Genomic DNA, 24,752 nt, shown 5'->3' on the forward strand with positions numbered 1-24,752 from the left:
TTCGAAAATCCTTGGCGCGAGGCGGTGGCCCGGCGCGCTATCCACTCGCATCTACATCGGCCAGAAGATCAGGATGGCCGGGATCGAGACGGCGACGATCAGAACCTCCAGCGGCAGGCCGATGCGCCAGTAATCCCCGAACCGGTAGCCGCCGGGCCCCAGAATCAGCGTGTTGTTCTTGTGCCCGATCGGGGTCAGGAACGCTGACGACGCCGCCACGGCCACCGCCATAAGGAATGGGTCCGGCGACACCTCGAGCGTGCGGGCCATCTGGATGCCGACCGGGGCTGCCACGATGGTGGTCGCAGTGTTGTTCAGCACGTCCGACAGGGTCATCGTAACCACCATCAGCACGGTCAGGATCGCCCAGGCAGGCAGGCCTTGCGTCAGCGAGATCAGACTGCCCGCGATCAGCTGAGTACCGCCCGCGCTTTCCAACGCTGCCCCCAGCGGGATCATCGAGCCAAGAAGCACAACCACCGGCCACTCGATATGGTCATAAATCTCGGCAATCGGCAGGATCTTGGTCAGCACATAGGCCACCACCACCAGCCCCAGTGCAATCGGCAGGTAGAGCAGCCCGATACTCGCGGCCAACACCGCGGCGGCAAAGAGGCCGATGGCCAGCCATACCTTGTCATTCGCTGTCACGTTCAGACCCCGCTCGGCCAGCGGCAGGCAGCCCAGCCAGTCGGTCACGTCCGGCCCCCGGTCGCGGGGGCAGAGCAGCAGAAGGATGTCACCCGGCTCAACCTCGGTCTTGCGCACCTGTTTGGTGATCCGCCGCCCCTGACGCGAGATGCCCATCAGCACCGCGCTCTGCCGCCAGGCCAGACCCAGCCCTTGGGCTGTGCGCCCGGTGATGCGGGCGCTTTCGGGGACGACAACCTCGATCACTTCCAGCCCCTCGCCGGCGGCGGTCACCACCTCCTGCCGCCGGGTGTCCGAGAAATCGAGATTGAGGGCCGCGCGGAACTCGTCCAATGCCTCGGGCACCGCCTCCATCACCAGTGTGTCACCGGCTTGCAGGATGGCGTTGGCGGCCCGTCCATAGCGGCGCTTACCGTCGCGGATCAGGCCCAGGATCGCCACATCGGTCTTTTCGGCGGTCTCGTCCAGTTCGGCCAGCCGCTTGCCGATATGGGGCGATTCCTGCGGCACTGTCAGCTCGGCAATATACTGTGCGACGGCCTCGGCGCCCGCTGCCTGCGCGCCGCGATCCGGGATCAGACGCCAGCCGACCAGTGCTACGAAAGCAAGCCCCGCAATAGCTGCCACACCGCCCACCGGCGCAAAGTCGAACATGGCAAATGGAGTGCCCACCGCCTCGGCCCGGATGGAGGCGATGATGATGTTGGGCGGTGTGCCGATCAGCGTGGCCATGCCGCCGAGGATGGTGGCAAAGCTGAGCGGCATCAGCGTCAGCCCCGCCGCCCGGCCCGCCTTGCGCGCGGTCTGGATATCGACCGGCATCAGCAGCGCCAGCGCCGCCACGTTGTTCATGAAGGCCGACAGAACCGCCCCGATCCCGCCCATCAGCGCGATATGGGAGCCCAGCCCGCGTGAGGCATCGACCAGGGTGCGGGTGATCAGAAACACTGCCCCCGACCGCACCAGCCCGGCGGACACCACCAGCACCAGTGCCACCACGATGGTGGCGGGATGGCCAAAACCGGAAAAGGCGTCCTTGACCGGGACCACGCCCAGCACCACGCCGATCATCAGGGCAGAGAATGCCACCAGATCGTATCGGAACCTGCCCCACAGCAGAAATGCAAACACAGCGGCGAAAAGAGCAAAGAGAATAATCTGATCTGTCGTCATGGCCTCACCATACGTCTCTGGCTTTGCCCTGCAACCCGGTCCCTTGATCCTTTAACCCTGGCAGGTCTATATGAGCGCCAGTCAGTCAATCAGCTACGAGGAAATCATGGCCGGCCATTCCAAATGGGCAAACATTCAGCACCGCAAAGGACGTCAGGACGCCGCCCGGTCCAAGCTGTTTTCGAAGCTCAGCAAGGAAATCACGGTTGCCGCCAAGATGGGCGACCCGGACCCAGACAAAAACCCGCGTCTGCGCCTGGCGGTGAAGGAAGCCAAATCCAACTCGGTTCCCAAGGACGTGATCGACCGCGCGATCAAGAAATCGGTTGCGGGCGAAGGCGACGATTACGAAGAAATCCGGTATGAAGGCTATGGCCCCAACGGCGTCGCGGTCATTGTCGAGGCGATGACCGATAATCGCAACCGGACCGCCTCGGTCGTGCGCTCGACCTTCTCCAAGAACGGCGGCAATCTGGGTGAAACCGGCTCGGTCGGTTTCATGTTCGAGCGCAAGGGTGAGGTTGTGTACCCCGTTGACGCGGGCGATGCGGATACCATTTTCGAAGCAGCCATCGAAGCGGGTGCTGAAGACGTGGAAAGCTCGGAAGACGGCCACATCATCTGGTGCGCCGATACGGATCTGAACGAGGTCTCGAACGCGCTCGAGGCGGCGTTGGGCGAGTCGGAATCGACCAAGCTGGTCTGGAAGCCCACCACCACAACCGAGCTAGGGCTGGAGGACATGCAACGCCTGATGAAGCTGGTGGACGCGCTGGAAGATGACGATGACGTGCAGCGGGTCACCACCAATTTCGAAGCCACCGACGAGGTGATGGCGCAGCTCTGATCGAGCCCTGAGGAGATTTGCGAGGACTCGGTGCCATGCGCCGGGTCTTTTTGTCTGTCTCAATGAATTTGCTGGCCCGGAATCAAGGGCGAAGCCCGCCGGGCCGCGCCCTCCCTCCCCCTTGGGAGGGCGCTTTGGCTATGTCGTTCGCCGTTCAGCCGTCGTTCAGGGCTTTTGAGATAAATCACTTACCACGCTCGTTGTGGGCGCCCACCCGAGGGAGGGCGCGGCCCTCCGCCTGAACTTATGGCGTGACAGAGTTCAAACAATTCCGCGCACAGTTCGCACTCAAAAAAAACTGCTAATCTCCTCCAGCGGTTTCTTCAGCTTGGCCACCGCAGGCACGGTCGCGTCTTCTGCCGGGTGGCCTACCGCGATGATCATCGTCGGTTTTTCCGAGGCTGGACGGCTCAGCGCGTCGTTGAGAAACCGCATCGGGTTCGGTGTGTGGGTCAGCGCGCATAGCCCCGCATGATGCAGCGCGGCCAGCAGGAACCCGGTGGCAATGTTCACGCTTTCAGGCACATAATAGTTCTTGTAGCGGCTGCCATCCTCGAACTGGCCCCAGCGCTGGGCGAAGACCACGATCAGCCAGGGCGCGACGGTCAGGTGCGGCTTGTCGGCATTGGTGCCGATCGGTTCTAGCGCCTTGATCCACTCATCCCCCGCGCCACCCGCGTAGAAACGGCGCTCTTCTTCCTCGGCCTCTTCGCGGATGCGCTGTTTCAGGCCTGCATCCGACACCGCTGCGAAGTGCCACGGCTGGTGATTGGCGCCCGACGGCGCGGTACCGGCGGTGCGGACGCAGCTTTCGATCACCGCGCGCTCTACCGGCCGGTCGGAATAGTCGCGCACGGTGTGGCGCCGGAGCATGACGGCGTGAAACGCCTGCGCCGCGGCCAGCATCTCAGCATCGGTCAGATCGGCGCGGTCGGGCAGGGGGATCGGGTCATAGCTGAGGGCGTCGCGGGCGAACATGGCTTTTCCTCCAAGGGGTTGCCCTCTTATCCGGCGGGATCAGCCGGGGATCAAGCCCTTGGCGGCTGCCTCTTTCACCGCCCGGGTCAGCGGCGCCAGCGCCGGGGCCATGATGCGACTGACCTGCCAGGTCAGCGGCACGTCCAGCGGGGTGTCCGGGATCAACGGTTGCAGATGCCCCCGGCGGATCGGGCGGCGCACCAGCGCCTCGGGGTTCATTCCCCAGCCCAGCCCGGAGCGGGCGGCGTCGACAAAGGCCTGGGTCGAGGGCAGAAAATGGCTGGGTGGCGCGACCCGGGGTGCGACGTTGGCCGCCAGCCAGGCCTTTTGCAGCTCGTCCTTGGTGTTGAAGGTCAGGCAGGGCGCCTGCGCCGCGGCCTGTGGGGTTATGCCATCCGGAAACCTTCGCTGCATGAAGCCGGGGCTAGCCGTTGCGATGTAGCGCAGGGTGCCCAGCGGCATGGAATCGCAACCTGTCACCGGTTTGCCGCTGACACAGATCGCGGCGCTGACTTCGCCCCGTTGCAGCCACTCGGCGGAGTGATCCTGATCGTCCACCACCAGATCGAACAAGATCCCCTCAACCTGCGCCAGAGCGGCGATGAACCATGTGGCCAGGCTGTCTGCATTGACCGCGATCCTCAGATGCACCTGTTCCGTCCCCCGGTCCAGAGCCAACTCACGGCTGAGCTGCGCCTCAAGCAGGCCCACATCCTCGGCATGTTTCGCGATCCGCAGCCCGGCGGGTGTTCCGGTGCAGGGCGGGCCGCGATGGATGAGCGCGGTGCCCACCCGGTCCTCTAGCGCCTTGATCCGTTGCGAGATCGCCGACGAGGTCACCGAAAGCTCGGCAGCGGCCGCTTCGAAACTGCCCAGACGCAAAATGGTGGCAAGCGCGGACAGGTGGTTAGGATCGAACTGCATTAGCAATCCTTAATATGGATTAACATCTTTAACTGGATAAAGCCGATCCGCTGTCTTAGTCAAACCGGACACCAATCAGGAGGTCCCATGTCCCCGTCCTTCGTGCCCGGCTTTGCACTGGGCTTCAGTCTGATCCTGGCCATCGGCGCGCAGAACGCCTTCGTTCTGCGGCAGGGCCTTCGGCGCGAGCATGTCTTTGCCCTATGCCTGACCTGTGCCGTCTCGGATGCGGTGCTGATCGCGGCGGGCGTGGCTGGTTTTGGCGCGCTGGCCGTGGCAGTGCCGTGGTTCGAACCGGTGATGCGTTATGGCGGTGCCGCGTTCCTGCTGTGGTATGGCGCGCGCAGCCTGCGCTCGGCCTGGACTGGCGGGGCCGCGATGCAGGCGGGCAACGGGCAGGGCACCAGCCTGCGTGCCGCGCTGGTGACGGTGCTGGCCTTCACCTGGCTCAACCCGCATGTCTATCTGGACACGGTGGTGCTGATCGGGTCGATCTCGGCCCAGTATGACGACAGGCTGAGCTTTGCTGTGGGCGCCATGTTTTCGAGCTTCGTCTTCTTCTTCTCGCTTGGGTACGGCGCGGGTCTTATCGCGCCGCTTTTTGCCCGGCCACGGGCGTGGCAGGTGCTGGATACTCTGATTGGCCTGACCATGTGGGCCATTGCCTTGAAACTTGTTGCGATGTGAAGGGTTGCCCTGCCGGTGAATTGCGTGTTCAACCGGTCTCATGACGACACTCGCCGCCCAATCCCGCCCTCTTGCCGGCATGTTCTGGATGCTGACGGCGGGGGCGACTTTCGTGATGATGACGGCGCTTGTCAAGTCCATGGGGTCGTCGATGCATCCCATTCAGGCAGCGTTTTTGCGCTATCTTCTTGGGCTGGTGTTCCTGATCCCCGCGTTGCGGGCGATCATGAACGCGCGGCTGACCCGGCGCCACTGGACCCTGTTCGGCATTCGCGGCGGTATCCACGCAGTGGGCGTGATGCTGTGGTTCTTTGCCATGACCCAGATCCCGCTGGCCGAGGTCACGGCAATGAACTATCTGACCCCCGTCTATGTCACTCTTGGTGCAGCTCTGTTTCTAGGCGAGAAACTGGCTGCGCGCCGCATCGCCGCCGTACTGGTGGCGCTGATCGGAGCCGCCATCATCCTGCGTCCCGGATTTCGCGAGGTCTCGCCGGGCCATCTGGCGATGTTGGGGACATCGCTGACGCTGGGCGGCTCGTACCTGCTGGCCAAGGCGATGGTCGAGGATGTCAGCCCCGCCGTCGTGGTCGCGCATCTGTCAGGCTGGGTGACACTGGCGCTGACGCCCTTTGCGATAATGGTCTGGACCCCGCCCAGTCTGCACGATCTGGGGGTGTTGTTCCTAGTCGCCTGTTTTGCCACTGGCGGGCACTATTTCATGACGCTGGCCCTACAGGCCGCGCCAGTTGCGGTGACCCAGCCGGTGACCTTCCTGCAACTCATCTGGGCGACGCTGCTGGGCGCGCTGGTGTTCAACGAAGGCGTGGACATCTGGGTGGTCACTGGCGGTACCATCATCTTGGGCGCCGTCAGCTTCATCACTTGGCGCGAGGCGGTGCTGAAACGCCGTGCGCTGACCCCTCCGAGCATCGCGCCCAAGCTCTGAATGTAATCACATTGGGGCGTTCCCATAGCTATTAGGTAATTGATTGACGGGTCAATAAAAACGGCTTAGCGTTTTCGCTAACAGTCTGTTCGAGGAACCCGACATGCCGAAACTCGGAATGGAGCCGATCCGGCGGGATGCGATCGTCAAGGCAACGATCGCAGAGCTTGGCGTGAAAAAAACGCTTGATGTGACCGTCAGTCAAATCGCCAAGCGGGCAGGTATGTCGAGCGCGCTGGCGCATCATTATTTCGGCGGCAAGGAGCAGATCTTTTTGGCGGCGATGCGTCACATCCTGACAGAATTCGGCGATGAAGTGCGCGCCGAACTCAAGACATGCACGACCGAAAGCCGGGCGCATGCCATCGTTCGGGCCTGCTTTGCGCAGTCCTGTTTCACACCGGACGTCACCACGGCTTGGATGACCTTTTATGTTCTGGCGCAAACAAACGATGATGCGCTGCGGCTGTGGCAAATCTATCAGTCCCGGTTGCGCTCGAACCTGATCTATGCGTTGCGCCCCATCGTCTCGGACCCGGTCGAACTGGCCGAGAATATGCGGGCTCTGATCGACGGGCTTTACATTCAGGCGGCACTCGGCGCGCCGGAAGTGCCGGAAATAGCGCTCAATCATGCGCTGCGCGTTCTCAACACCCTTATCGAGGCTGAAAAATGACAAAGCCGAACATTCTGATCCTGATGGTGGATCAGCTTAACGGAACCCTCTTTCCCGACGGTCCCGCCGAATGGCTTCACGCGCCGAACCTGAAGAAACTGGCGGCGCGCTCGACGCGCTTTGCCAATGCCTATACGGCCTCGCCGCTCTGCGCGCCGGGGCGGGCAAGCTTCATGTCCGGGCAACTGCCGTCGCGCACCGGGGTTTATGACAACGCCGCCGAGTTTCGCAGCGACATCCCCACTTATGCGCATCACCTGCGCCGGGCGGGCTACTACACCTGCCTTTCCGGCAAGATGCATTTCGTGGGCCCCGACCAGTTGCACGGGTTCGAGGACCGGCTGACCACCGATATCTATCCTGCTGATTTCGGCTGGACCCCTGACTACCGCAAACCGGGCGAGCGGATCGACTGGTGGTATCACAACATGGGATCGGTCACCGGTGCGGGTGTGGCGGAAATCTCCAATCAGATGGAGTATGACGACGAGGTTGCCTACAACGCCAAGGCCAAGCTCTATGATCTGGCCCGCGGTCATGACGGTCGCCCGTGGTGTGTGACCGTCAGTTTCACCCACCCGCATGATCCTTATGTGGCGCGCCGAAAGTATTGGGATCTCTACGAGGATTGCGAGCATCTGCTGCCCGAAGTGGCGGACCTTGGTTACGATAATCAGGACCCGCACGCCAAGCGCATCTTCGACGCCAATGACTGGCGCAGTTTCGACATCACCGAAGAGGACATCCGCAAATCCCGTCGCGCCTATTTCGCCAATATCTCCTATCTCGACGACAAGGTCGGTGAGATCATGGAGGTGCTGGAAACCACGCGGCAAGAGGCGATCATCCTCTTTGTCTCGGACCATGGCGACATGCTGGGTGAGCGGGGCCTGTGGTTCAAGATGAACTTCTACGAAGGCTCGGCGCGGGTGCCGCTGATGATCTCGGCCTTGGACCTGCCTGCGGGCCGGATCGACACGCCGGTCTCGACGCTGGATGTGACCCCGACGCTGGGGGTGCTGGCGGGTGTGCCGATGGATGAGCTTGCGCCATGGACTGATGGCGAGGATCTGTCGCCGCTGGCCAGGGGCGAAGAGCGCACCAGCCCGGTGGCGATGGAATACGCCGCCGAAGCATCTTACGCGCCGCTGGTCTCGTTGCGCTATGGCAAGTGGAAATACAACCGCTGCGCATTGGATCCCGATCAGCTCTTTGACCTTGAGGCCGATCCGCACGAGTTGGAGAATCTGGCGGAAAAGCCCGAGCATCAGGGCACGCTGCAAACACTCAGGGCAAAGTCCGAGGCCCGCTGGGATCTTGAGAAGTTCGACGCGGAAGTGCGCGCCAGCCAGGCCCGCCGCTGGGTGGTCTACGAGGCATTGCGCCAGGGCGGCTATTACCCTTGGGATTATCAGCCGCTGCAAAAGGCGTCCGAGCGTTACATGCGCAACCACATGGACCTGAACACCGTTGAGGAAAACCAGCGCTATCCGCGCGGCGAGTGACCGTGTCCGTCCAACAAGGTTAAAACCACCTCACGCGCTGCCTGGCGCGCGTGTGTGGCATCCACCGGACCGGCCCTTTGTGCCAGTTCGATCCATACGCCGTCCATATAGGCCTGGATCGAGGCGCGCAGGGCGGATTGGCGAGCGGGCTCGACTAATTGCCGAAGCTCGTGACGCAGGTGACTGGCCACCCGGTGCTGGTTGATACGATGCAGGCGCGCCAGACGAGGGGCGTAAGGCGCGTTGGCCCAAAACTGAACCCAGACCGAACATTGCTGGGCGGTCAGCAGCTGATCGTCGAAGTTTGCGTCGATGATGGCAAGCAGACGGTCGCGTGGCGTCTCTGACCCGCTCAGATGGGCCAGCAGACGCGAGCGCAGCAGCGACATCAGCCGGCGCATGGTTTTTTCCATCAGCTGATCTTTTGAGCCGAAATAGTAGTTGATCGACGCGGCAGAAGCTCCTGCGGTCCGCGCAATCTCGGCCATTGTGACAGTCACGAATCCCTTCTGATGAATCGCCTCGATCGCGGCTTCGATGAGTTCGTCGTTCCGTATGTCGCGAATGCGTCTGCGTGTCATGCGCCCATATTGGCAAAGCGCGTAGGTGAATGAAAGCGATAGAAAAAATCAAATCTTGAACAGTCATTTAAAAAATGGTTCCGACAATCAGAAAATCCTGCTAATTACCGTTCCCATCCCACGTGCGGAACAGTCCGTGGGGCAAATACAAGACCTTGGGAGGGATGAAATTGTTGAACGTGATCCTGACATTCGGGATATTGCTGGCCTTTGCGCTGGTAATCTTCTTCACGATAAAGTGGCGCAACGTGGATTGCGTCGGTGTCACGCCCGTCCATTTGTTCACCTTCATCGCCATCCTGTTCACGTCGGGCTTGGATGTTGGCCTGATCATGTTCCCGCTGGCTGAGTTCGGCGGTTATGCCGAGGACGCCGCGTACAGCTTTGCCAACCCGCTAGCGATCGAGTTCGGGTTCTGGGGCTTTCTGATCTGGGGTTTCTATTTCCTGACCACGTTCTATTTCTGCGTAATCGAGCCGCGCGTCGGCTTTTTCGAGATCCCGCTGGTCAAGATCGTCAACAACATCGTCATCATCGGCACCTGCGCGTTCACCGCCAGCCTGTTCCTGATCTACCTGCCCGGCTACATCCCCGAAATCGGCGATGGCGAGACGGTGGTGACCACCTTCTACCTGATCGTCTTTGTTACCATTCTGGCAGCGGCCTACAGCTCGACCGACCTGAAATATGTCCGGGTGCTGTCCGTCGGATCGTCTTTGCTGTTTTTTGCATTGATCCTGGGCATGTGGGTCTATTCCGGCATGGGTGTCGGCGGGCTGGGCTCGAACGTTGCGCTGTTGGGGGATTACTTTGCGAACCTGCACAAATTCGCCCTGCCTCTGACGGATTATCACGCCTTCTACCTGTTCTGGTGGTTTGCCTGGTCGATCATGATCGGCCAGTTCACGTCGCGCTTTGTCGGCGGGCTGAAGACTTGGCAACTGCTGCTGGCGCTGCTCGTGTTCCCGTCGATACCCTTGGGAATCTGGTTCTCGGTTCTGTACCACTATCACACCGCGGCCATCCCGACCGAGGGTCTGGTGAACCTGGCGATGATCATCGTGGGCGTGACCTTTGTGATCAACTCGCTGGACTCGCTGATCCGTCTTTACACCGACAACCTGTCGCTGACGGTCGACCGGCTGGGCAAGGCCCCTTATGTGGCGCTGAACGTCGCGGTGCTCTTTGGCCTGACATTGTTGTTTCAGAGCCAGTGGCTGCAGATCCAGTGGATCGGTGCCATCGTGATCGGCCTGTATCTGGCCTGCGTGCTCTACATCGCGCTGCTCAAACGGACCGAGGTTCTGAGCATCGCGTCCTCACCCGAAGATCGCAACCTCGACTTCCACAAGGTCGAGCAAGTGCACTGAACTCGAAACATGCCGCGTGCGGAGGTCCGCGCGCGGCTCGACTGAAATCAAGAGGCGGACATGGAAGCGGATTTTGTCATTGTTGGTGCAGGCTCGGCCGGGTGCGCAATGGCGTATCGGTTGAGCGAGGCCGGGGCATCCGTTCTGGTCATCGAACATGGCGGCACAGATGCGGGGCCGTTCATTCAGATGCCCGCGGCACTCAGCTATCCGATGAACATGTCGCGCTACGACTGGGGATACCAGTCCGAGCCGGAGCCGCATCTGAACAACCGGCGCCTGGCCTGTCCGCGTGGAAAGGTGATCGGCGGGTCATCCTCGATCAACGGCATGGTCTACGTGCGTGGCCATGCGCGTGATTTCGACACCTGGGCCGAGATGGGCGCAGATGGTTGGGCCTTTTCGGATGTGTTGCCTTATTTCAAGCGGATGGAAACCTGGCATGACGGCGGTCATGGCGGCGATCCCACCTGGCGGGGCAATTCAGGGCCGCTGCATGTTACGCGTGGGCCGCGCTCGAACCCGCTGTTCAAGGCGTTTGTCGAGGCCGGGCGTCAGGCGGGCTATGAGGTCACCGGCGATTACAACGGCGAAAAGCAGGAGGGCTTTGGCCCGATGGAGCAGACCGTCTGGAAGGGGCGGCGCTGGTCTGCGGCGAACGCTTACCTCAAGCCCGCGCTCAGGCGCGAAAACTGCGATCTGGTGCGTGGACTGGCCTCGCGCATTGTAATCGAGGAGGGCCGTGCGGTCGGCGTTGAAGTGATCCGGGGCGGGCAAAGACAGGTGATCCGGGCCCGGCGTGAGGTGATTGTGGCCGCTTCGTCGATCAATTCGCCCAAGTTGTTGATGCTGTCGGGGATCGGTTCTGCCGCGCATCTGGCCGAACATGGCATCGACGTGGTGGCGGACCGCCCTGGCGTCGGTGCAAACCTTCAGGACCACCTGGAGCTTTACATTCAGCAAAAGGCGATCCAGCCCATCACTCTTTACAAATACTGGAACCTGATCGGCAAGGGCATCATTGGTGCGCAGTGGCTGTTCACCAAGACCGGTCTGGGCGCGTCGAACCAGTTCGAAAGCGCGGCGTTCATTCGCTCGCGGCCTGGTATCGAGTACCCGGACATCCAGTATCATTTCCTGCCCATCGCGGTCCGCTACGACGGACAGGCCGCTGCCGAAGGCCATGGGTTCCAGGCGCATGTGGGACCAATGCGGTCGCCCTCGCGGGGTGCGGTCACGCTGCGGTCTGCTGCACCAACCGACGCGCCGGTGATCCGCTTCAACTACATGAGCCACGAGCAGGACTGGGAAGAATTCCGGACCTGCATTCGCCTGACGCGTGAGATCTTTGGGCAGGAAGCGTTCAAACCCTTTGCCGGTCACGAGATACAACCCGGCGCAGAGGTGCAGTCCGACGACGAACTGAATACGTTTATCGCCGAACACGCCGAGAGCGCATATCACCCCTGCGGCACCTGCCGGATGGGCCGTGCGGATGATCCCGATGCGGTGGTCGATTCCGAAAGCCGGGTCATCGGCGTGGATGGGTTGCGTGTTGCCGACAGCTCCATCTTTCCGCAGATCACCAACGGTAACCTTAATGCGCCGTCGATCATGGTGGGCGAGAAGGTCTCGGATCACTTGCTGGGCCGGGATCCTCTGCCGCGCGCGAATGATCGGCCGTGGATTCATCCTGAGTGGAAAACGGCACAGCGTTAACCTTTCTTAACGCCGCCTGTTGAATGCGCCGTTTTCCCGGCGCATATCCGGGGCATGTTAAGGATTTGTTCTGCATTTGTCTTTGTTCTAGTGCCGATGCAGGTTGAGGCGGCAGAGGTCCTGTCCGGGCCCGTTCGTGTCGTTGATGCGGATACATGGGATGTCGGGGGCATCAGGGTGCGCCTGCACGGGATCGACGCACCGGAACTCGATCAAACCTGCCAAAGCGACGATGGCGCGAATTGGTCCTGCGGTGTTTGGGTCACGGATCAGGTGCGCGAGCTGTATCAGGGCGAGAAGGCGCGCTGCCGGGTGTTGGACCGCGATCGGTATGGGCGGGCGGTTGCCCGTTGCCTCGTGGATGGTGCGGATGCCGGTCAGATACTGGTCGCGCGTGGTCTGGCCTTTGCCTACAGAAAATACGCAACGGTATATGTGCCGCAGGAACACATGGCCGTCGCCAGTCGGGCGGGATTGCACGCGGGGAAAGTGCAGGCGCCGTGGCTGTTCAGGTCGATAAGCAAGGCGGCGCAGCCGAGTTCCGGCTGCAAGATCAAGGGCAACATCTCGGCAAAAGGTGAGAAAATCTATCACCTGCCCGGGCAGAAATTCTATGCGCGAACCCGGATCAACGAAAGCAAGGGAGAGCGCTGGTTCTGCAGCGCTGCGGCGGCAAGAAAAGCCGGATGGAGGAGCGCCCGGTCGTGATTCATGTACACCGTTCAAGCCGGACTTGATCGGCGTCAAAGTAGGGCACAGAGCGTGCTCTTAGTCTGTGTTCGTAACAACAGACAAGGAGCGAACAGGCATGTCCCATACCCCGCACGAACTGGCCGAAGAGTTTCCCGACAAGATCGAGGTGATGAGCCAGCTCAAGCAGACCGACGCGCATTTCTCGCGGCTGGCGGACGAGTATCACGAGATAAACCGCGCCGTGCACCGGGCCGAAACCAATGTGGAGCCGATGGAGGATCTGGCCGAGGTTGATCTGCGCAAGAAGCGTGCAGCGCTGAAGGACGAGATCTGGGGGATTCTGTCGAAGGCGTGAGTCTGATTTTGTCCGGGGATGGGGGCGCTGCCCCGTCGTGGCAGGGCCACGACTCCCCCGGGATATTTATAAACAGAAGAAGATCAGTTGACCTCATAGGGAAGTGTCCCGCGTTCATCGGCGTTGATGGTCAGGCGGCGTTCCAGCGGCGGGACCGAGCGCTGGTGGCAGGTCTTGCGCTCGCAGATGCGGCACGAGATGCCTATGGGCTCGTAGGCGCTGGCATTGTTGACGTCCATGTTGTCGGCATAGACCAATGCGTCGGCGTGGCGCACCTCGCACCCCAGCGCGATGGCGTAGCGACGCACCGGGGCACCGAAGGAGCCGCCGGGTTTCGACACGTCACGCGCCAGCGAGATGTAGCGAACCCCATCAGGCGTTTCGGCCAGCTGCCGCAGGAAATGCCCCGGGGTCTCAAAGGCGCGGTGCACGTTCCACAGCGGGCAGGCGCCGCCGAAGCGCGCAAATTGCAGCCGGGTGGCCGAGTGGCGCTTTGTGATCGTGCCTGCCTGATCGACGCGGACGAAGAAGAACGGGATGCCCTTGGCGCCGGGCCGTTGCAGGGTCGAGAGCCGGTGGGCCACCTGCTCGATCGAGGCGCCGAAGCGGGCGCTGAGCAGTTCAAGGTCGTGGCGGCAGTCCTGCGCGGCGGTCAAGAAGGTGCCATAAGGCATCAGCGCCGCCCCGGCGAAATAATTGGCCAGCCCTATTTTGGCGATGGAGCGCGCCTCGTCGCTTTGGAACCGGGCGAAGTCTAGTGTTGCCTCCAGTAACTGATCCTGGCTGAGCAGCGCTACCTGCAAGAGCAGTTGAAAGACCTGTGTCTGCGGCGCCGAGCGTGACGACAGGTGCAGGGTCTTGCTGGCGGCGTCGTAGCGGCGCAGGGACTCGATATCGGCCAGTTCCACCGTGATGCCACGTGCGGCCAGTCGGTCCATGGCGGCGGTGCGGATATCGCCTTGCGCCTGCGCCGCGAACCGTTCGGCGGCGTGGTCCACCGCGTCGATATAGTTGTCGCAATAGTGGAAGAAGTCACGGACCTCTTCCCACGGGCTGGCCTGAATACGCGCATCTTCGCGCCCCAGCGCCTCGTCCAGAGAGGCCAGCCGTTCATGGGTCTGGCGGTAGTTGCGGTGCAGTTCGATGAAGGCTCGCGCCAGCGCAGGCGCGTTCGAGGCGGTCAGACGCAGATCGGCGAGCGGTGGCATGGCATCGGCAAAGATCGGATCGGCCAGCGCCTCGCGCATGTCCGAGACCAGCCGCTCGCTGTCGCCGGTGCTAAGCTCGGTGACGTCCAGCCCAAACTCTTGCGCCAGCGCCAGCACCACGGTGGTCGAGACCGGGCGGTTGTTGTTCTCCATCTGGTTCAGATAGGGCAGGGACACGCCCAGCTTGGCGGCGAAATCCTTTTGCGTCAGCGTCAGACGGTTGCGGATTTCGCGCAGCTTGGCGCCGGCGTAGAGTTTCTGGGTGGCCATGGGAGTTCTTTGCAGTTTTACCTACCGCAAAAGCTAACTTTGCAAACTGCGCGGTGCAAGCGGTCACGTGCGCTGGCCATCCCGGAATACCTGCCGCCATTCCAGGATGCTCACAGATTTGCGCAGGCCTGTTGGCCAGAAGGGATCGCGTTCGACAAGTTTTTGCGCCTCGGGGGCACTGTCGGCCTGAACCAACCACATACCGCCATGACCCGAAGTACCTTCGAACAGCGGCCCCGCACCCACGATTGTGGAACCTAGCGTGTCGAGATAGGCAAGATGGTCGGCCATGTGGTCCTGACGCAGATAGTCCTTGCCCGGGTTGTCCTGGAAGAGAACGCAAAAGAGCATGATCTGTCCTTTCGGATTGCTGCACTCTCATCGTTTCTGGATGCGCTTCTGCTGCATAGGGTAGAAAATTGCCTCGCCTAGCTGCAAAATCGCAGTCATGAACTGGAACGATCTGCGATATCTTCTGGCCGTGGCGCAGACCGGCGGCCTCAAAGGAGCGGCGCGGTTGGTTGGCGTGGACAAGACCACCGTATCGCGACGTCTGCGCGCGCTGGAGCAGAGCCTGTCCCAGCCGGTGGTCGAAAAAAGCGCGACCGGTCTGATCCTGACGGAGTTCGGCCGCTCGCTCATGCGGCACGCCGAGGTCATGCAGGCCGAGGTGCAGGCGATACGGGCGCAGGCCAACGCCGACCCCGTAATGTGTCTGGGAACGGTGCGTGTGACCTCGGTGCCTTTGGTGGTGAACCACATTCTGTTGCCCAACCTGCCGGATCTGTTGTCTCGTTCAGCGGGATTGCGTGTTGAATTGATCTCGGAGGCGCGGGACCTGAGCCTGCTGCAGGGAGAGGCGGATATTGCGCTGCGTTTGGCCCGTCCCAGCGAAGGCGGACAGGGTATATTGGCGCGCAAGGTGGGAGACCTGGATTACGGGGCCTATGTCGGGCCGAACGCACCGGAGGATGCTCCATGGCTCAACTATGACCGGCGCATGCAGTATCTGACCCACGCGGCGGCACTCGCGTCGGCGTCCGAGACGACCGGCGAGCGTGCATTTGCCGCCAGTTTCAACGATGCGGAGACGTTGTATCAGGCGCTTCTGGCGGGATATGGAAAGACGCTTTTACCCCGGATCATCGGCTCGGCGGATGAGCGATTGAGGGAGGTGCCGTTTCCGTTTACCCGGCTGCCCAGCCGGGAGATCTGGGTCCTGGTGCGGCGTGAGTTGCGGGAACTCGAACGGATACGGGTGACAGTCGATTGGATCGACCGGATGTTTCGCCTCTGAGCCGAGTGCTACAGACCCAATTGCCGTTCGCGCCAGATCACCACCTGAATTGCCAGAACGCCGAGGATCGAGGTGACCAGCATCAGCCACAGAAGCGGCAGCGCGCCGGTGTCGGGGGTCAACAGGGCACCGGCCAATGCGCTCAGCGCGGCGCCACCGCCCAGCATGATCGCTCCGTTCAGACCCGAGGCGGTTCCGGCCAGATGTGGACGCACCGAGAGTGAACCCGCGGTGGCATTGGGGATGGCCATGCCGTTGCCGAGGCCGACGAAGGTCATGAACCCGAAGAAGGTCAACGCCGATCCCAGACCTGCCAGCATCACCAGCAGCGACAGGGCCACGCCGATGGCGTTCAGCCAGCAGCCCCAAAGCACCATCCGGTTCACACCGATGCGAACCGAGAAGCGGCCGCTGATGAAGTTGCCGAAGAAATAGCCGATGGCCGGGGCGCCGAAGTAGAACCCGACCTCGGCCGGGGCCATGCCGAACACCTGAGTTCCGACAAAAGGCGCACCACCCAGATAGGCAAAGAAGGCGCCCGAACAGAAGCCGCAGGCCAGCGAATAGCCCCAGAACCGGGGCGACGTCAGAAGTTCGGGGTATTCCCGGAACTGGGCGATCAGGCTCTTGCCGCTTTTGTGCGCGGTCTCACCGAAATCGGCATAGACCAGAAAGAAGGCCATCGCCCCCAGCGCAAACAGCAGCCAGAAATTGGCTTGCCAGCCAAAGCTTTGATCCAGCAGCCCGCCGATTGCGGGGCCGATCATCGGCACCACCGCCATGCCCATGGTGACGTAGCCCAGCATCGAGGCGGCCTGATCCTGTTCATACATGTCGCGCACAGCGGCCCGGCTCAGCACGATGCCGACGGCGATCACGGCCTGACACATGCGGAAGAACAGGAAGATCTCGGCGGTGGGTGCGTAGATACAGCCCAATGTCGCCAGCAGGAACAGCACCAGCCCCCACAGGATAACGGGCCTGCGCCCGGCCTTGTCCGCCAGCGGCCCGATCACGATCTGCATCATCGCATTGACCGCCAGATACAGCGCCACGGTCAACTGCATCACCCGGTAGTCGGTCTGAAAATACGTGGCCATGTTGGGCAGGCTGGGCAGGAATATGTTCATGCCCAAGGCCGACAGACCCGACAGCAAAATCAGGGTGGCGACGGTAGGCGGACTGCGGTGCCGTTGGGCGGAACTGAACTGCATGGTTTGCATCTAGGCGGCCCGGTATGGGCTGTCCATGCCAGGTCGTGAGTTAAGGTGTTAATTAACAAATTTGCATTTAGCGGATGTAATGTTGCCAATGATTTGCAAATTTGCCGAATAAGTCTTTAGTGCGCGCCCCGCAGACTATATGGTCCGGCCAGATTTCAAAGAGGATAATCGCCATGAAAGACATCCTTTCCGAGCTTGAAGACCGCCGCGAGGCCGCGCGGCTGGGGGGCGGGCAGAGACGGATCGACGCGCAGCACACCCGGGGCAAGCTGACGGCGCGCGAGCGGATCGAACTGCTGCTGGACGAGGACAGTTTTGAAGAGTTCGACATGTTCGTGTCGCACCGCTGTACCGATTTCGGGATGGAAAATCAAAAGCCTGCGGGCGATGGCGTGGTCACCGGTTGGGGCACGATCAATGGCCGCATGGTCTATGTGTTCTCGCAGGATTTCACCGTGTTCGGCGGCTCGCTGTCGGAAACCCACGCGCAAAAGATCTGCAAGATCATGGATATGGCGGTGCAGAACGGCGCGCCGGTGATTGGCATCAACGACTCGGGTGGGGCGCGAATCCAGGAAGGCGTCGCCTCGCTGGCAGGCTATGCCGAAGTGTTCCAGCGCAACATCATGGCTTCGGGCGTAGTGCCGCAGATCAGCGTGATCATGGGCCCCTGCGCAGGTGGCGCAGTCTACTCTCCGGCGATGACCGACTTTATCTTCATGGTCAAAGATACCTCCTACATGTTCGTCACCGGCCCCGACGTGGTGAAGACCGTGACCAATGAGGTGGTAACCGCCGAGGAACTGGGCGGTGCTTCGACCCACACCAGAAAATCCTCGGTCGCCGATGGCGCTTTCGAGAACGATGTCGAGGCGCTGGCCGAGGTGCGGCGTCTGGTGGACTTTCTGCCGCTCAACAACCGCGAAAAGCCGCCCGTGCGCCCGTTCTTTGACGAACCGGGGCGGGTCGAGGCCTCGCTGGACACGCTGGTGCCGGAAAACCCGAACACGCCCTATGACATGAAGGAACTCATCGTCAAAGTGGCGGATGAGGGCGATTTCTATGAAATTCAGGAGGACTTCGCCAAGAACATCGTCACCGGGTTCATACGGCTTGAGGGACAGACCGTGGGTGTCGTCGCCAATCAGCCGATGGTGCTGGCCGGGTGTCTGGACATTGACTCGTCGCGCAAGGCCGCGCGTTTCGTGCGCTTCTGTGACTGTTTCGAAATCCCGATCCTGACGCTGGTTGATGTGCCGGGCTTCCTGCCGGGGACCTCTCAAGAATATGGCGGCGTCATCAAACACGGGGCCAAGCTGCTCTTTGCCTATGGCGAGGCCACGGTGCCGAAGGTGACGGTGATCACCCGCAAGGCCTATGGCGGTGCCTATGATGTGATGGCATCCAAACATCTGCGCGGTGATTTCAACTATGCCTGGCCCACCGCCGAGATTGCGGTGATGGGCGCCAAGGGGGCGACCGAGATCATTCACCGCGCCGATCTGGGCGATGCGGACAAGATCGCGGCCCACACCAAGGACTACGAAGACCGCTTCGCTAACCCCTTCGTGGCGGCCGAACGCGGCTTCATCGATGAGGTGATCATGCCGCACTCGACACGACGCCGGGTCTCGCGCGCGTTCGCCTCGCTGCGGGGCAAGTCGTTGAAGAACCCGTGGAAGAAGCACGACAATATTCCGCTGTGAGGCTGTGGGATGGGGTGAAACCCCATCCTGCGAAGGACGACAGATGACTCAACTCTGGAAAAACCAAGCCTTCTCCATCTCCCACGCCGACGACTCTCCCTTCGTCGGCCAGGGCCTGCGTGCGTTCTTCGAGTACCGGGATCTGGGCATCAAAGGTGCCACCCAAGGCAAGTTCGGCGCTCATGTCATCCGCGCGGTTCCGGGGATGGAAAGCCCGGGCGCATGGCACAGCCATGATCTGGAGTTCCAGATGGTCTATGTCACCAAGGGTTGGGTCGTCTTTGAATATGAAGGGCAGGGTGAACATACCCTGCGGGCGGGTTCCTGCGTCCTTCAGCCTCCGGGCATCAGGCACCGCGAGGTCCGGCATTCGGACGATATGGAACTGATCGAAATCACAGCGCCCGCTCAGTTTGACACAAGGGACGAACCTGCCCCATGATCCGCGCGAGCCGAAATGAAACAGCGCACGCCGCATGCGTGGCGCAAGCAGCCCCGGCGGGAGGAGCCCGCCAATGGTGGGGTCGGGGCTGCGGATACGCTCTGGTGTTTTCGGCTTTTGCATCCACCGCCGCCGCCGAGGTCTCGCTGCCGGTTCCGTCCGGACAGCCGGTGCAGTTGGAGAATGTTCTGCTCGACAACAATCCGGGAGAGTTGTGGGTTCGTTTCCGCTTCATCGCTCCGCGGATCGGCTCGACGGTGGGTCGAATCGGCTATGACGTGGCTGCGATCGACATGAACCATCTGTGCCAGAGCCTGGTGATCCCTTATGTCGCCAAACATGCGCTCGACCCTGCGCGGGTCATCGTTTCCCTTTCGGACCGATCGGTGGAATTTGGCCGATCGGACCCCGAGGCCACCCAGTTCTTTGAGGCCTATCGGCTGGAGAATACCCGCTGTATCTGGGAGGAGTTCTGAGAATGCCACAATATATTGCGGTTTTCCCGCCCATTCTGCGAACTTCTGAGGCTTTGGAGTCACAAGCCATGAAACTGAACACCTTTGGATGTATTTCCGATAAAGCATCGGCTATGGTCGCCCCCGGTCGTGCTTATTCGGCCGTGACCTCGGACGAGGGGCAGGCAGGGGTTTGCGCCCCTGTTGGAATTGATAACAGAGTCAGGAGAAATAGATGTCGAAGTGCATCAAGTTCGTCGCCATGGTGGCTTTCGTCGGTGCTGTTGCCGCATGCGGTCAGCAGGAAGAAGAAGTCGTCGTGGTTGAGCCGGTTTCGACCGAGCCGACCTTCACCGGCAAGTACAAGTAATTCCTCCGCGGGACCGGCCCTGCGGTCGGTCCCGCGAACCCTGGCAGCCCCGGCACGGGAGGGTCTGCCATGCTGAAGCACCGCGGTTTTCCCGGCCGTCTTCCCGGCACCGATTTTCAGTTTACCATCCGTCGCGCCAATCCGAAGGGCGTCACACCGCTGACCAAGCGCGAGCGGTTCCGCGACCGCAAGCCAGCGGACAAGCGCGCCGATGCCGCTTTTCTCGAAGCGCTGTGGATGCAGTTTGGCGATCAGCCCTTTGAGCGCGGCAATCTGGATGCCGGACGGCTGAGCTGGCTGTTCGGGCGTGAGGTGATCCCCGCCGATGACACGTTCGATCCCGCGAGTTACGAGGCTCTGCTCGTTATCGACGTGGACGCGGCGCGGCTATCCTTTCCTGACGTGTTCGACGGGGGCCGCTAATCGTGATCCCGGGCACGCAGCATATCGCTATGTCCCAAAGGGAAGCGCTGCGGCAAGGGCCGCAGCGCTGGGTTGCGTCCTCAGAAATTGAGCTGGATGGCGGCCTGAATGCGGTCGCCGTCAAAGGTGGCTCCGGTGGTGGCGTCATTGCGCTCGCCCCGGATGTATTCGGCGCTGAGCGTCAGGTTGTCGGTCACGTTGTAGAAGGCGTTGACGTGGATCGTCTCCAACTCGGTGAACGACAGGGTGCCGGTCGAGGTGGGCAGGTCATACTCCTCGCGGCCATAGGCGATGCCCACGTTCCACTTGTCACCGATATCCTGCCGGAACTCGAGCGTATAGCCGTCGACGTCATTGGCAACACCACCAACAGCGGCATCCCCGAGGCCGATCAGAAGCGGGCCGAGCGCTTCGCCGGTGACATAGGTTGCCTGAAACAGACCGCCCTGCCACGGACGGATCGAACCCGAAAGCGTGATGCCGGTCTGATCGACATCCGTTTCGCCGGAGTTCACGGTGCCGATCAGGCCAGCGACACGGGCGCTGTACCGGTCGGTGTCGTAGGACAGGGCGGCAGTAAAGACCGGGTCATCCGAGTCGGCGGTGTTTTCCTCGATCGAGGCGCTGAACGTCGTCTGGCCGAAGGTGTTCGTGTACCGAATCTGCGGGACCCGCGCAAAGGCGATCCCAACGGGGCCATTGAATTCCACGGTTGTCGGGTATTGGGCGAGCGGCATGAAGTTCGTCCAGTCCTGGCCAATGATCCAGTGCTCGCCGATCCCGATATTGGCGTGACGCAAGCGCAGTTCCGCGGCGCCGCCAGAGGCAAAGAGATCAAGTTCCAACTGACCCCGAAGCTCGCCAATGTCGGTTTGGGTCGTGGTTCTGAACCCCAGGCGCGACTGGCGGAGGGTCGCCCCGAAATTGCCGTCAGTGGCATTGGCCGGTTCACCGATATTGTTGACGAATGCCGTGTCGCCCTGATTGAAGTCGAAATCGTAGAAGAAGTCGGCTTTGACATAGCCGTAGATGTCGATGTTGGTCTGGCCGATCTGGAAATTGGTCAGATCGCCCGAGGGCCGCGCGCCGCCAGCCTCAAGCGCCTCGACCCGGGCGCGCAGCGCGTCCAGTTCGGCCTGGGTCTGGGCGTCCTGTGCCCAAAGTGGCGCGCTCGCGAGCGTCGATGCCAGAATGGCAAGCGAAGACATGGCTGTTCTGTGCTGTTTCATGAGAGTCCATCCCTGTATGCAGTGGTGCACAATCAGCGTTCCACACGGCCCAACCGGCGTGAAATGACGTTCAGGCGAGATGGTGTGAGAGGATTCTCATCGAAACTTGATCCAAACTCACATCGCTCTCACCGCGCTGCGATATCCGCGCCTAACCGGTTGATAGTAAGTGGTAGTTTTTCGATTCGCGGCGCCGCCGCATGTGATTGCGAAAGCGCTTGGCGCACCGCCATGCAGGATCGCCGTCACACAGTCGTGACACGTGAACAGCGTTCGTCCCGCACCGCTTTGCACAACCCGATCGGCACGATTTTGCGCGCTTATCCGCCGAATGGGCAGAAACCAGCCGGATTTTGCGACTGCGAAAAAGTCGTGTTGGCGACGCCGCGTCAAGCAGGCAGATTGGCCGGGCCGTGCGGCACTTCTATGCCTGCGCCGCACATGCACCTACTATTCCGTACCCCTTCCTTAGGCGGGCCGGTCAGTGTTTTTCACATTGACCCGCCCGCTTTTTTCTTTGCCGATGGCGAAGCCCTGTTTGGGCAGAGTCCCGCGCAGCGCAGCAACTCGCGGCGAATTGCCTTGCGGACAAGCCGAAATCCCCGGCATCTGACGAGCAATCAGTCAACGTCTGTTAGGGGATGGAACACATGCGGACGCTTCGAATCTCTTCGGCACTCTTACTCTGTGCAGGCCTTGCCGCCTGCGGCGACAACCCAGGTGAACAGGCGCTCTATGGCGGCAGCGCGGGTTTCCTCGGCGCGCTCGTGCTTGACAGCAACCCGGTCGTCGGCGCGGCGGCGGGTGCTGCCGGAAACCTGCTTTATTGCAAACTCGAGAGAAACTGCCGCTAACCGGATTCTGAACTTCCGGGCCGCTCCCGGCCCGACCGTACACATGCAGAACGCCGCCCTTGGCCGATTGGCCGGGGGCGGCGTTCTGCGTCTGAAACACCCCAAGACAAAGGACGTTCCATGTTCAACAAGATCCTGATCGCCAACCGGGGCGAGATCGCCTGCCGGGTCATCAAGACCGCGCGCAAGATGGGTATTGCCACCGTCGCCATCTATTCGGACGCGGACAAGCAGGCGCTGCATGTCGAAATGGCGGACGAGGCCGTCCATATCGGCCCGCCGCCCGCGAACCAGTCCTATATCGTCATCGACAAGGTGATGGAGGCGATCCGGGCGACCGGCGCACAGGCGGTGCATCCAGGCTACGGCTTTCTGTCTGAAAACTCGAAATTCGCCGAGGCGCTCGAGGTCGAGGATGTGGCTTTCGTCGGCCCCCCGAAAGGCGCCATCGAGGCGATGGGGGACAAGATCACCTCGAAGAAGATCGCGCAGGACGCGAATGTGTCCACAGTGCCCGGTTATATGGGCCTGATCGAGGATGCCGACGAGGCGGTCAAGATTTCGAACGACATCGGCTATCCGGTGATGATCAAGGCCTCTGCCGGCGGCGGCGGCAAGGGCATGCGGATCGCCTGGAACGATGACGAGGCGCGTGAAGGGTTTCAGTCCTCCAAGAACGAGGCGGCCAGCAGCTTTGGCGACGATCGCATCTTCATCGAGAAATTCGTAACCCAACCGCGCCATATCGAGATTCAGGTACTCTGCGACAGCCACGGCAACGGCATTTATCTGGGCGAACGCGAATGTTCGATCCAGCGCCGGAACCAGAAAGTGGTGGAAGAGGCGCCTTCGCCCTTCCTTGACCCGGAAACCCGTAAAGCAATGGGCGAACAGGCGGTGGCGCTGGCCAAGGCCGTGGGGTACGCCAGCGCGGGCACGGTGGAATTCATCGTGGATGGCGACAAGAACTTCTACTTCCTCGAAATGAACACGCGCCTGCAGGTGGAACACCCGGTAACCGAGCTGATCACCGGTGTCGATCTGGTGGAACAGATGATCCGCGTTGCGGCAGGTGAGAAGCTGACTATCACGCAGGACGACGTGCAACTGAACGGCTGGGCCATCGAGAACCGGCTTTATGCAGAGGACCCGTATCGCGGTTTCCTGCCGTCGATCGGCCGTCTGACCCGTTATCGCCCGCCTGAGGAAACCGCCGCCGGGCCGCTGCTGGCCAACGGCAAATGGCAGGGTGAGGCGCCGAACGGTGCGACTGCCGTGCGTAACGATACCGGCGTCTATGAGGGTGGCGAGATCAGCATGTACTACGATCCGATGATCGCCAAGCTGTGTACCTGGGCACCGACCCGCGAGCAGGCCATCGAAGCGATGCGCGTGGCGCTCGACAGTTTCGAGGTCGAGGGCATTGGCCACAACCTGCCCTTCCTGAGCGCGGTGATGGACCACCCGAAATTCGTCAGCGGCGACATGACCACCGCCTTCATCGCCGAAGAGTATCCCGACGGGTTCGAGGGCGTGACCCTGCACGAGGACGACCTGCGCCGCATCGCGGCCTCATGCGCGGCCATGCATCGGGTCGCCGAGATCCGCCGTACCCGCGTTTCGGGCCGGATGGACAACCATGAGCGCAAAGTGGGCACTGACTGGACCGTCAGCCTGCAGGGCCATGAATATAACGTGACCATCGACGCCGACCCGGAAGGCTCAACCGTGAGTTTCGAGGGTGGCGGCAAATACCGCGTGGCCTCGAACTGGACGCCGGGCGATCAGCTAGCGACGCTGGATGTTGACGGCAGCCCGCTGGTGCTGAAGGTGGGCAAGGTCTCAGGCGGGTTCCGAATCCGCAACCGGGGCGCCGACCTCAAGGTGCATGTGCGCACCCCGCGTCAGGCGGAACTGGCGCGCCTGATGCCCGAGAAACTGCCGCCCGATACCTCGAAAATGCTGCTTTGCCCGATGCCCGGCTTGATCGTGAAAGTTGATGTCGAAGTGGGGCAGGAAGTGCAGGAAGGTCAGGCGCTCTGCACCATCGAGGCAATGAAGATGGAAAACATCCTGCGCGCCGAGAAAAAGGGCACGGTCGCCAAGATCAACGCAGGCCCCGGCGACAGCCTGGCTGTGGACGATGTGATCATGGAGTTCGAGTAGC

25 protein-coding genes are annotated in these 24,752 nt (G+C 61.6%); 17 read left to right on the top strand and 8 right to left on the bottom strand.

What is annotated here, in order from left to right:
- Positions 1-51: 51 nt before the first annotated feature.
- Positions 52-1,824, bottom strand: a complete 1,773-nt coding sequence (locus AB3N21_RS02560; RefSeq protein WP_367933734.1) for an SLC13 family permease — start codon at positions 1,822-1,824, stop codon at positions 52-54.
- Between the two features lie 106 nt (positions 1,825-1,930).
- On the opposite strand from AB3N21_RS02560, the gene AB3N21_RS02565 reads away from it, so the two are divergent.
- Positions 1,931-2,671, top strand: coding sequence for a YebC/PmpR family DNA-binding transcriptional regulator (locus AB3N21_RS02565; protein ID WP_367933926.1), 741 nt, complete (start codon positions 1,931-1,933; stop codon positions 2,669-2,671).
- A 288-nt stretch (positions 2,672-2,959) separates the two neighbouring features.
- Here the strand turns inward: AB3N21_RS02565 and AB3N21_RS02570 are convergent, their stop codons facing one another.
- Both AB3N21_RS02570 and AB3N21_RS02575 read right to left on the bottom strand, forming a co-directional pair.
- Positions 2,960-3,649, bottom strand: a complete 690-nt coding sequence (locus AB3N21_RS02570) for a nitroreductase family protein (RefSeq protein ID WP_367933735.1) — start codon at positions 3,647-3,649, stop codon at positions 2,960-2,962.
- 39 nt (positions 3,650-3,688) lie between these two features.
- Positions 3,689-4,573: a LysR family transcriptional regulator ArgP gene (locus AB3N21_RS02575; protein ID WP_367933736.1), complete on the bottom strand. Its 885-nt coding sequence runs from the start codon at positions 4,571-4,573 to the stop codon at positions 3,689-3,691.
- Positions 4,574-4,660: 87 nt separating this feature from the next.
- Here AB3N21_RS02575 and AB3N21_RS02580 point away from each other — a divergent pair, with 87 nt between their 5' ends.
- From AB3N21_RS02580 to betC, 4 genes are all read left to right on the top strand, one after another.
- Positions 4,661-5,260, top strand: a complete 600-nt coding sequence (locus AB3N21_RS02580) for a LysE/ArgO family amino acid transporter (RefSeq protein WP_367933737.1) — start codon at positions 4,661-4,663, stop codon at positions 5,258-5,260.
- 40 nt (positions 5,261-5,300) lie between these two features.
- Positions 5,301-6,209, top strand: a complete 909-nt coding sequence (locus AB3N21_RS02585) for a DMT family transporter (protein WP_367933738.1) — start codon at positions 5,301-5,303, stop codon at positions 6,207-6,209.
- A 103-nt stretch (positions 6,210-6,312) separates the two neighbouring features.
- Positions 6,313-6,885: a transcriptional regulator BetI gene (gene betI, locus AB3N21_RS02590; RefSeq protein WP_367933739.1), complete on the top strand. Its 573-nt coding sequence runs from the start codon at positions 6,313-6,315 to the stop codon at positions 6,883-6,885.
- Positions 6,882-8,390, top strand: a complete 1,509-nt coding sequence (gene betC, locus AB3N21_RS02595) for a choline-sulfatase (protein WP_367933740.1) — start codon at positions 6,882-6,884, stop codon at positions 8,388-8,390. Before betI (AB3N21_RS02590) ends, betC begins: the two co-directional genes overlap by 4 nt.
- Here betC and betI (AB3N21_RS02600) read toward each other — a convergent pair.
- Positions 8,372-8,971, bottom strand: coding sequence for a transcriptional regulator BetI (gene betI, locus AB3N21_RS02600; protein WP_367933741.1), 600 nt, complete (start codon positions 8,969-8,971; stop codon positions 8,372-8,374). The genes betC and betI (AB3N21_RS02600) overlap by 19 nt on opposite strands.
- A 173-nt stretch (positions 8,972-9,144) precedes the next feature.
- Between betI (AB3N21_RS02600) and AB3N21_RS02605 the strand changes: the two genes are divergently transcribed.
- The 4 genes from AB3N21_RS02605 to AB3N21_RS02620 all read left to right on the top strand — a co-directional run bounded on the left by AB3N21_RS02605 (position 9,145) and on the right by AB3N21_RS02620 (position 13,108).
- Complete coding sequence (locus tag AB3N21_RS02605) at positions 9,145-10,341, top strand: BCCT family transporter (protein ID WP_367933927.1); 1,197 nt, start codon at positions 9,145-9,147, stop codon at positions 10,339-10,341.
- 60 nt (positions 10,342-10,401) lie between these two features.
- A complete protein-coding gene (gene betA, locus AB3N21_RS02610; protein ID WP_367933742.1) occupies positions 10,402-12,060 on the top strand; it encodes a choline dehydrogenase in 1,659 nt (552 codons plus the stop codon).
- A gap of 54 nt (positions 12,061-12,114) precedes the next feature.
- Positions 12,115-12,768, top strand: coding sequence for a thermonuclease family protein (locus AB3N21_RS02615; protein ID WP_367933743.1), 654 nt, complete (start codon positions 12,115-12,117; stop codon positions 12,766-12,768).
- Between the two features lie 100 nt (positions 12,769-12,868).
- Complete coding sequence (locus AB3N21_RS02620) at positions 12,869-13,108, top strand: YdcH family protein (protein ID WP_171173808.1); 240 nt, start codon at positions 12,869-12,871, stop codon at positions 13,106-13,108.
- An 83-nt stretch (positions 13,109-13,191) separates the two neighbouring features.
- On the opposite strand, the gene AB3N21_RS02625 is transcribed toward AB3N21_RS02620, so the two are convergent.
- Both AB3N21_RS02625 and AB3N21_RS02630 read right to left on the bottom strand, forming a co-directional pair.
- Entirely contained in the window at positions 13,192-14,586 is a 1,395-nt protein-coding gene (locus AB3N21_RS02625; RefSeq protein ID WP_367933744.1) for a short-chain fatty acyl-CoA regulator family protein, read from the bottom strand.
- Positions 14,587-14,649: 63 nt separating this feature from the next.
- Positions 14,650-14,937, bottom strand: coding sequence for a YciI family protein (locus AB3N21_RS02630; protein ID WP_367933745.1), 288 nt, complete (start codon positions 14,935-14,937; stop codon positions 14,650-14,652).
- A gap of 97 nt (positions 14,938-15,034) precedes the next feature.
- Here AB3N21_RS02630 and AB3N21_RS02635 point away from each other — a divergent pair, with 97 nt between their 5' ends.
- Complete coding sequence (locus AB3N21_RS02635; RefSeq protein ID WP_367933746.1) at positions 15,035-15,883, top strand: LysR family transcriptional regulator; 849 nt, start codon at positions 15,035-15,037, stop codon at positions 15,881-15,883.
- 8 nt (positions 15,884-15,891) lie between these two features.
- On the opposite strand, the gene AB3N21_RS02640 is transcribed toward AB3N21_RS02635, so the two are convergent.
- The gene (locus AB3N21_RS02640) at positions 15,892-17,097 is read right to left on the bottom strand and encodes a multidrug effflux MFS transporter (protein ID WP_367933747.1); all 1,206 of its coding nucleotides are present in this window, start codon (positions 17,095-17,097) and stop codon (positions 15,892-15,894) included.
- 182 nt (positions 17,098-17,279) lie between these two features.
- On the opposite strand from AB3N21_RS02640, the gene AB3N21_RS02645 reads away from it, so the two are divergent.
- The 5 genes from AB3N21_RS02645 to AB3N21_RS02665 all read left to right on the top strand — a co-directional run bounded on the left by AB3N21_RS02645 (position 17,280) and on the right by AB3N21_RS02665 (position 20,502).
- Positions 17,280-18,812, top strand: coding sequence for an acyl-CoA carboxylase subunit beta (locus AB3N21_RS02645; protein WP_367933748.1), 1,533 nt, complete (start codon positions 17,280-17,282; stop codon positions 18,810-18,812).
- Positions 18,813-18,855: 43 nt separating this feature from the next.
- Positions 18,856-19,254, top strand: a complete 399-nt coding sequence (locus AB3N21_RS02650) for a cupin domain-containing protein (protein WP_367933749.1) — start codon at positions 18,856-18,858, stop codon at positions 19,252-19,254.
- Positions 19,255-19,358: 104 nt separating this feature from the next.
- Positions 19,359-19,730, top strand: coding sequence for a DUF6497 family protein (locus AB3N21_RS02655; protein ID WP_367933750.1), 372 nt, complete (start codon positions 19,359-19,361; stop codon positions 19,728-19,730).
- Between the two features lie 214 nt (positions 19,731-19,944).
- Positions 19,945-20,079 carry a hypothetical protein gene (locus tag AB3N21_RS02660; RefSeq protein ID WP_256415806.1) on the top strand — a complete coding sequence of 45 codons (135 nt, stop codon included), beginning with the start codon at positions 19,945-19,947 and terminating at the stop codon, positions 20,077-20,079.
- 69 nt (positions 20,080-20,148) lie between these two features.
- Positions 20,149-20,502 (top strand): hypothetical protein, encoded by a 354-nt coding sequence (locus tag AB3N21_RS02665; protein WP_367933751.1) that lies wholly within the window; start codon positions 20,149-20,151, stop codon positions 20,500-20,502.
- A gap of 80 nt (positions 20,503-20,582) precedes the next feature.
- Here the strand turns inward: AB3N21_RS02665 and AB3N21_RS02670 are convergent, their stop codons facing one another.
- Positions 20,583-21,731 (bottom strand): DcaP family trimeric outer membrane transporter, encoded by a 1,149-nt coding sequence (locus tag AB3N21_RS02670; protein ID WP_367933752.1) that lies wholly within the window; start codon positions 21,729-21,731, stop codon positions 20,583-20,585.
- Between the two features lie 650 nt (positions 21,732-22,381).
- Between AB3N21_RS02670 and AB3N21_RS02675 the strand changes: the two genes are divergently transcribed.
- Complete coding sequence (locus AB3N21_RS02675) at positions 22,382-22,585, top strand: hypothetical protein (RefSeq protein ID WP_171173827.1); 204 nt, start codon at positions 22,382-22,384, stop codon at positions 22,583-22,585.
- A gap of 120 nt (positions 22,586-22,705) precedes the next feature.
- Positions 22,706-24,751, top strand: coding sequence for an acetyl-CoA carboxylase biotin carboxylase subunit (locus AB3N21_RS02680; protein WP_367933753.1), 2,046 nt, complete (start codon positions 22,706-22,708; stop codon positions 24,749-24,751).
- Position 24,752: the final 1 nt, after the last annotated feature.

Source organism: Ruegeria sp. (genome assembly GCF_040830605.1).
Lineage (GTDB): Bacteria > Pseudomonadota > Alphaproteobacteria > Rhodobacterales > Rhodobacteraceae > Ruegeria.

Coding starts and splice junctions, on each gene's coding strand:
- AB3N21_RS02560 (WP_367933734.1), bottom strand. CDS start 1,824: ATGACGACAGATCAGATTATTCTCTTTGCTCTTTTCGCCGCTGTGTTT.
- AB3N21_RS02565 (WP_367933926.1), top strand. CDS start 1,931: ATGGCCGGCCATTCCAAATGGGCAAACATTCAGCACCGCAAAGGACGT.
- AB3N21_RS02570 (WP_367933735.1), bottom strand. CDS start 3,649: ATGTTCGCCCGCGACGCCCTCAGCTATGACCCGATCCCCCTGCCCGAC.
- AB3N21_RS02575 (WP_367933736.1), bottom strand. CDS start 4,573: ATGCAGTTCGATCCTAACCACCTGTCCGCGCTTGCCACCATTTTGCGT.
- AB3N21_RS02580 (WP_367933737.1), top strand. CDS start 4,661: ATGTCCCCGTCCTTCGTGCCCGGCTTTGCACTGGGCTTCAGTCTGATC.
- AB3N21_RS02585 (WP_367933738.1), top strand. CDS start 5,301: ATGACGACACTCGCCGCCCAATCCCGCCCTCTTGCCGGCATGTTCTGG.
- betI (WP_367933739.1), top strand. CDS start 6,313: ATGCCGAAACTCGGAATGGAGCCGATCCGGCGGGATGCGATCGTCAAG.
- betC (WP_367933740.1), top strand. CDS start 6,882: ATGACAAAGCCGAACATTCTGATCCTGATGGTGGATCAGCTTAACGGA.
- betI (WP_367933741.1), bottom strand. CDS start 8,971: ATGACACGCAGACGCATTCGCGACATACGGAACGACGAACTCATCGAA.
- betA (WP_367933742.1), top strand. CDS start 10,402: ATGGAAGCGGATTTTGTCATTGTTGGTGCAGGCTCGGCCGGGTGCGCA.
- AB3N21_RS02615 (WP_367933743.1), top strand. CDS start 12,115: ATGTTAAGGATTTGTTCTGCATTTGTCTTTGTTCTAGTGCCGATGCAG.
- AB3N21_RS02620 (WP_171173808.1), top strand. CDS start 12,869: ATGTCCCATACCCCGCACGAACTGGCCGAAGAGTTTCCCGACAAGATC.
- AB3N21_RS02625 (WP_367933744.1), bottom strand. CDS start 14,586: ATGGCCACCCAGAAACTCTACGCCGGCGCCAAGCTGCGCGAAATCCGC.
- AB3N21_RS02630 (WP_367933745.1), bottom strand. CDS start 14,937: ATGCTCTTTTGCGTTCTCTTCCAGGACAACCCGGGCAAGGACTATCTG.
- AB3N21_RS02635 (WP_367933746.1), top strand. CDS start 15,035: ATGAACTGGAACGATCTGCGATATCTTCTGGCCGTGGCGCAGACCGGC.
- AB3N21_RS02640 (WP_367933747.1), bottom strand. CDS start 17,097: ATGCAGTTCAGTTCCGCCCAACGGCACCGCAGTCCGCCTACCGTCGCC.
- AB3N21_RS02645 (WP_367933748.1), top strand. CDS start 17,280: ATGAAAGACATCCTTTCCGAGCTTGAAGACCGCCGCGAGGCCGCGCGG.
- AB3N21_RS02650 (WP_367933749.1), top strand. CDS start 18,856: ATGACTCAACTCTGGAAAAACCAAGCCTTCTCCATCTCCCACGCCGAC.
- AB3N21_RS02660 (WP_256415806.1), top strand. CDS start 19,945: ATGTCGAAGTGCATCAAGTTCGTCGCCATGGTGGCTTTCGTCGGTGCT.
- AB3N21_RS02665 (WP_367933751.1), top strand. CDS start 20,149: ATGCTGAAGCACCGCGGTTTTCCCGGCCGTCTTCCCGGCACCGATTTT.
- AB3N21_RS02670 (WP_367933752.1), bottom strand. CDS start 21,731: ATGAAACAGCACAGAACAGCCATGTCTTCGCTTGCCATTCTGGCATCG.
- AB3N21_RS02675 (WP_171173827.1), top strand. CDS start 22,382: ATGCGGACGCTTCGAATCTCTTCGGCACTCTTACTCTGTGCAGGCCTT.
- AB3N21_RS02680 (WP_367933753.1), top strand. CDS start 22,706: ATGTTCAACAAGATCCTGATCGCCAACCGGGGCGAGATCGCCTGCCGG.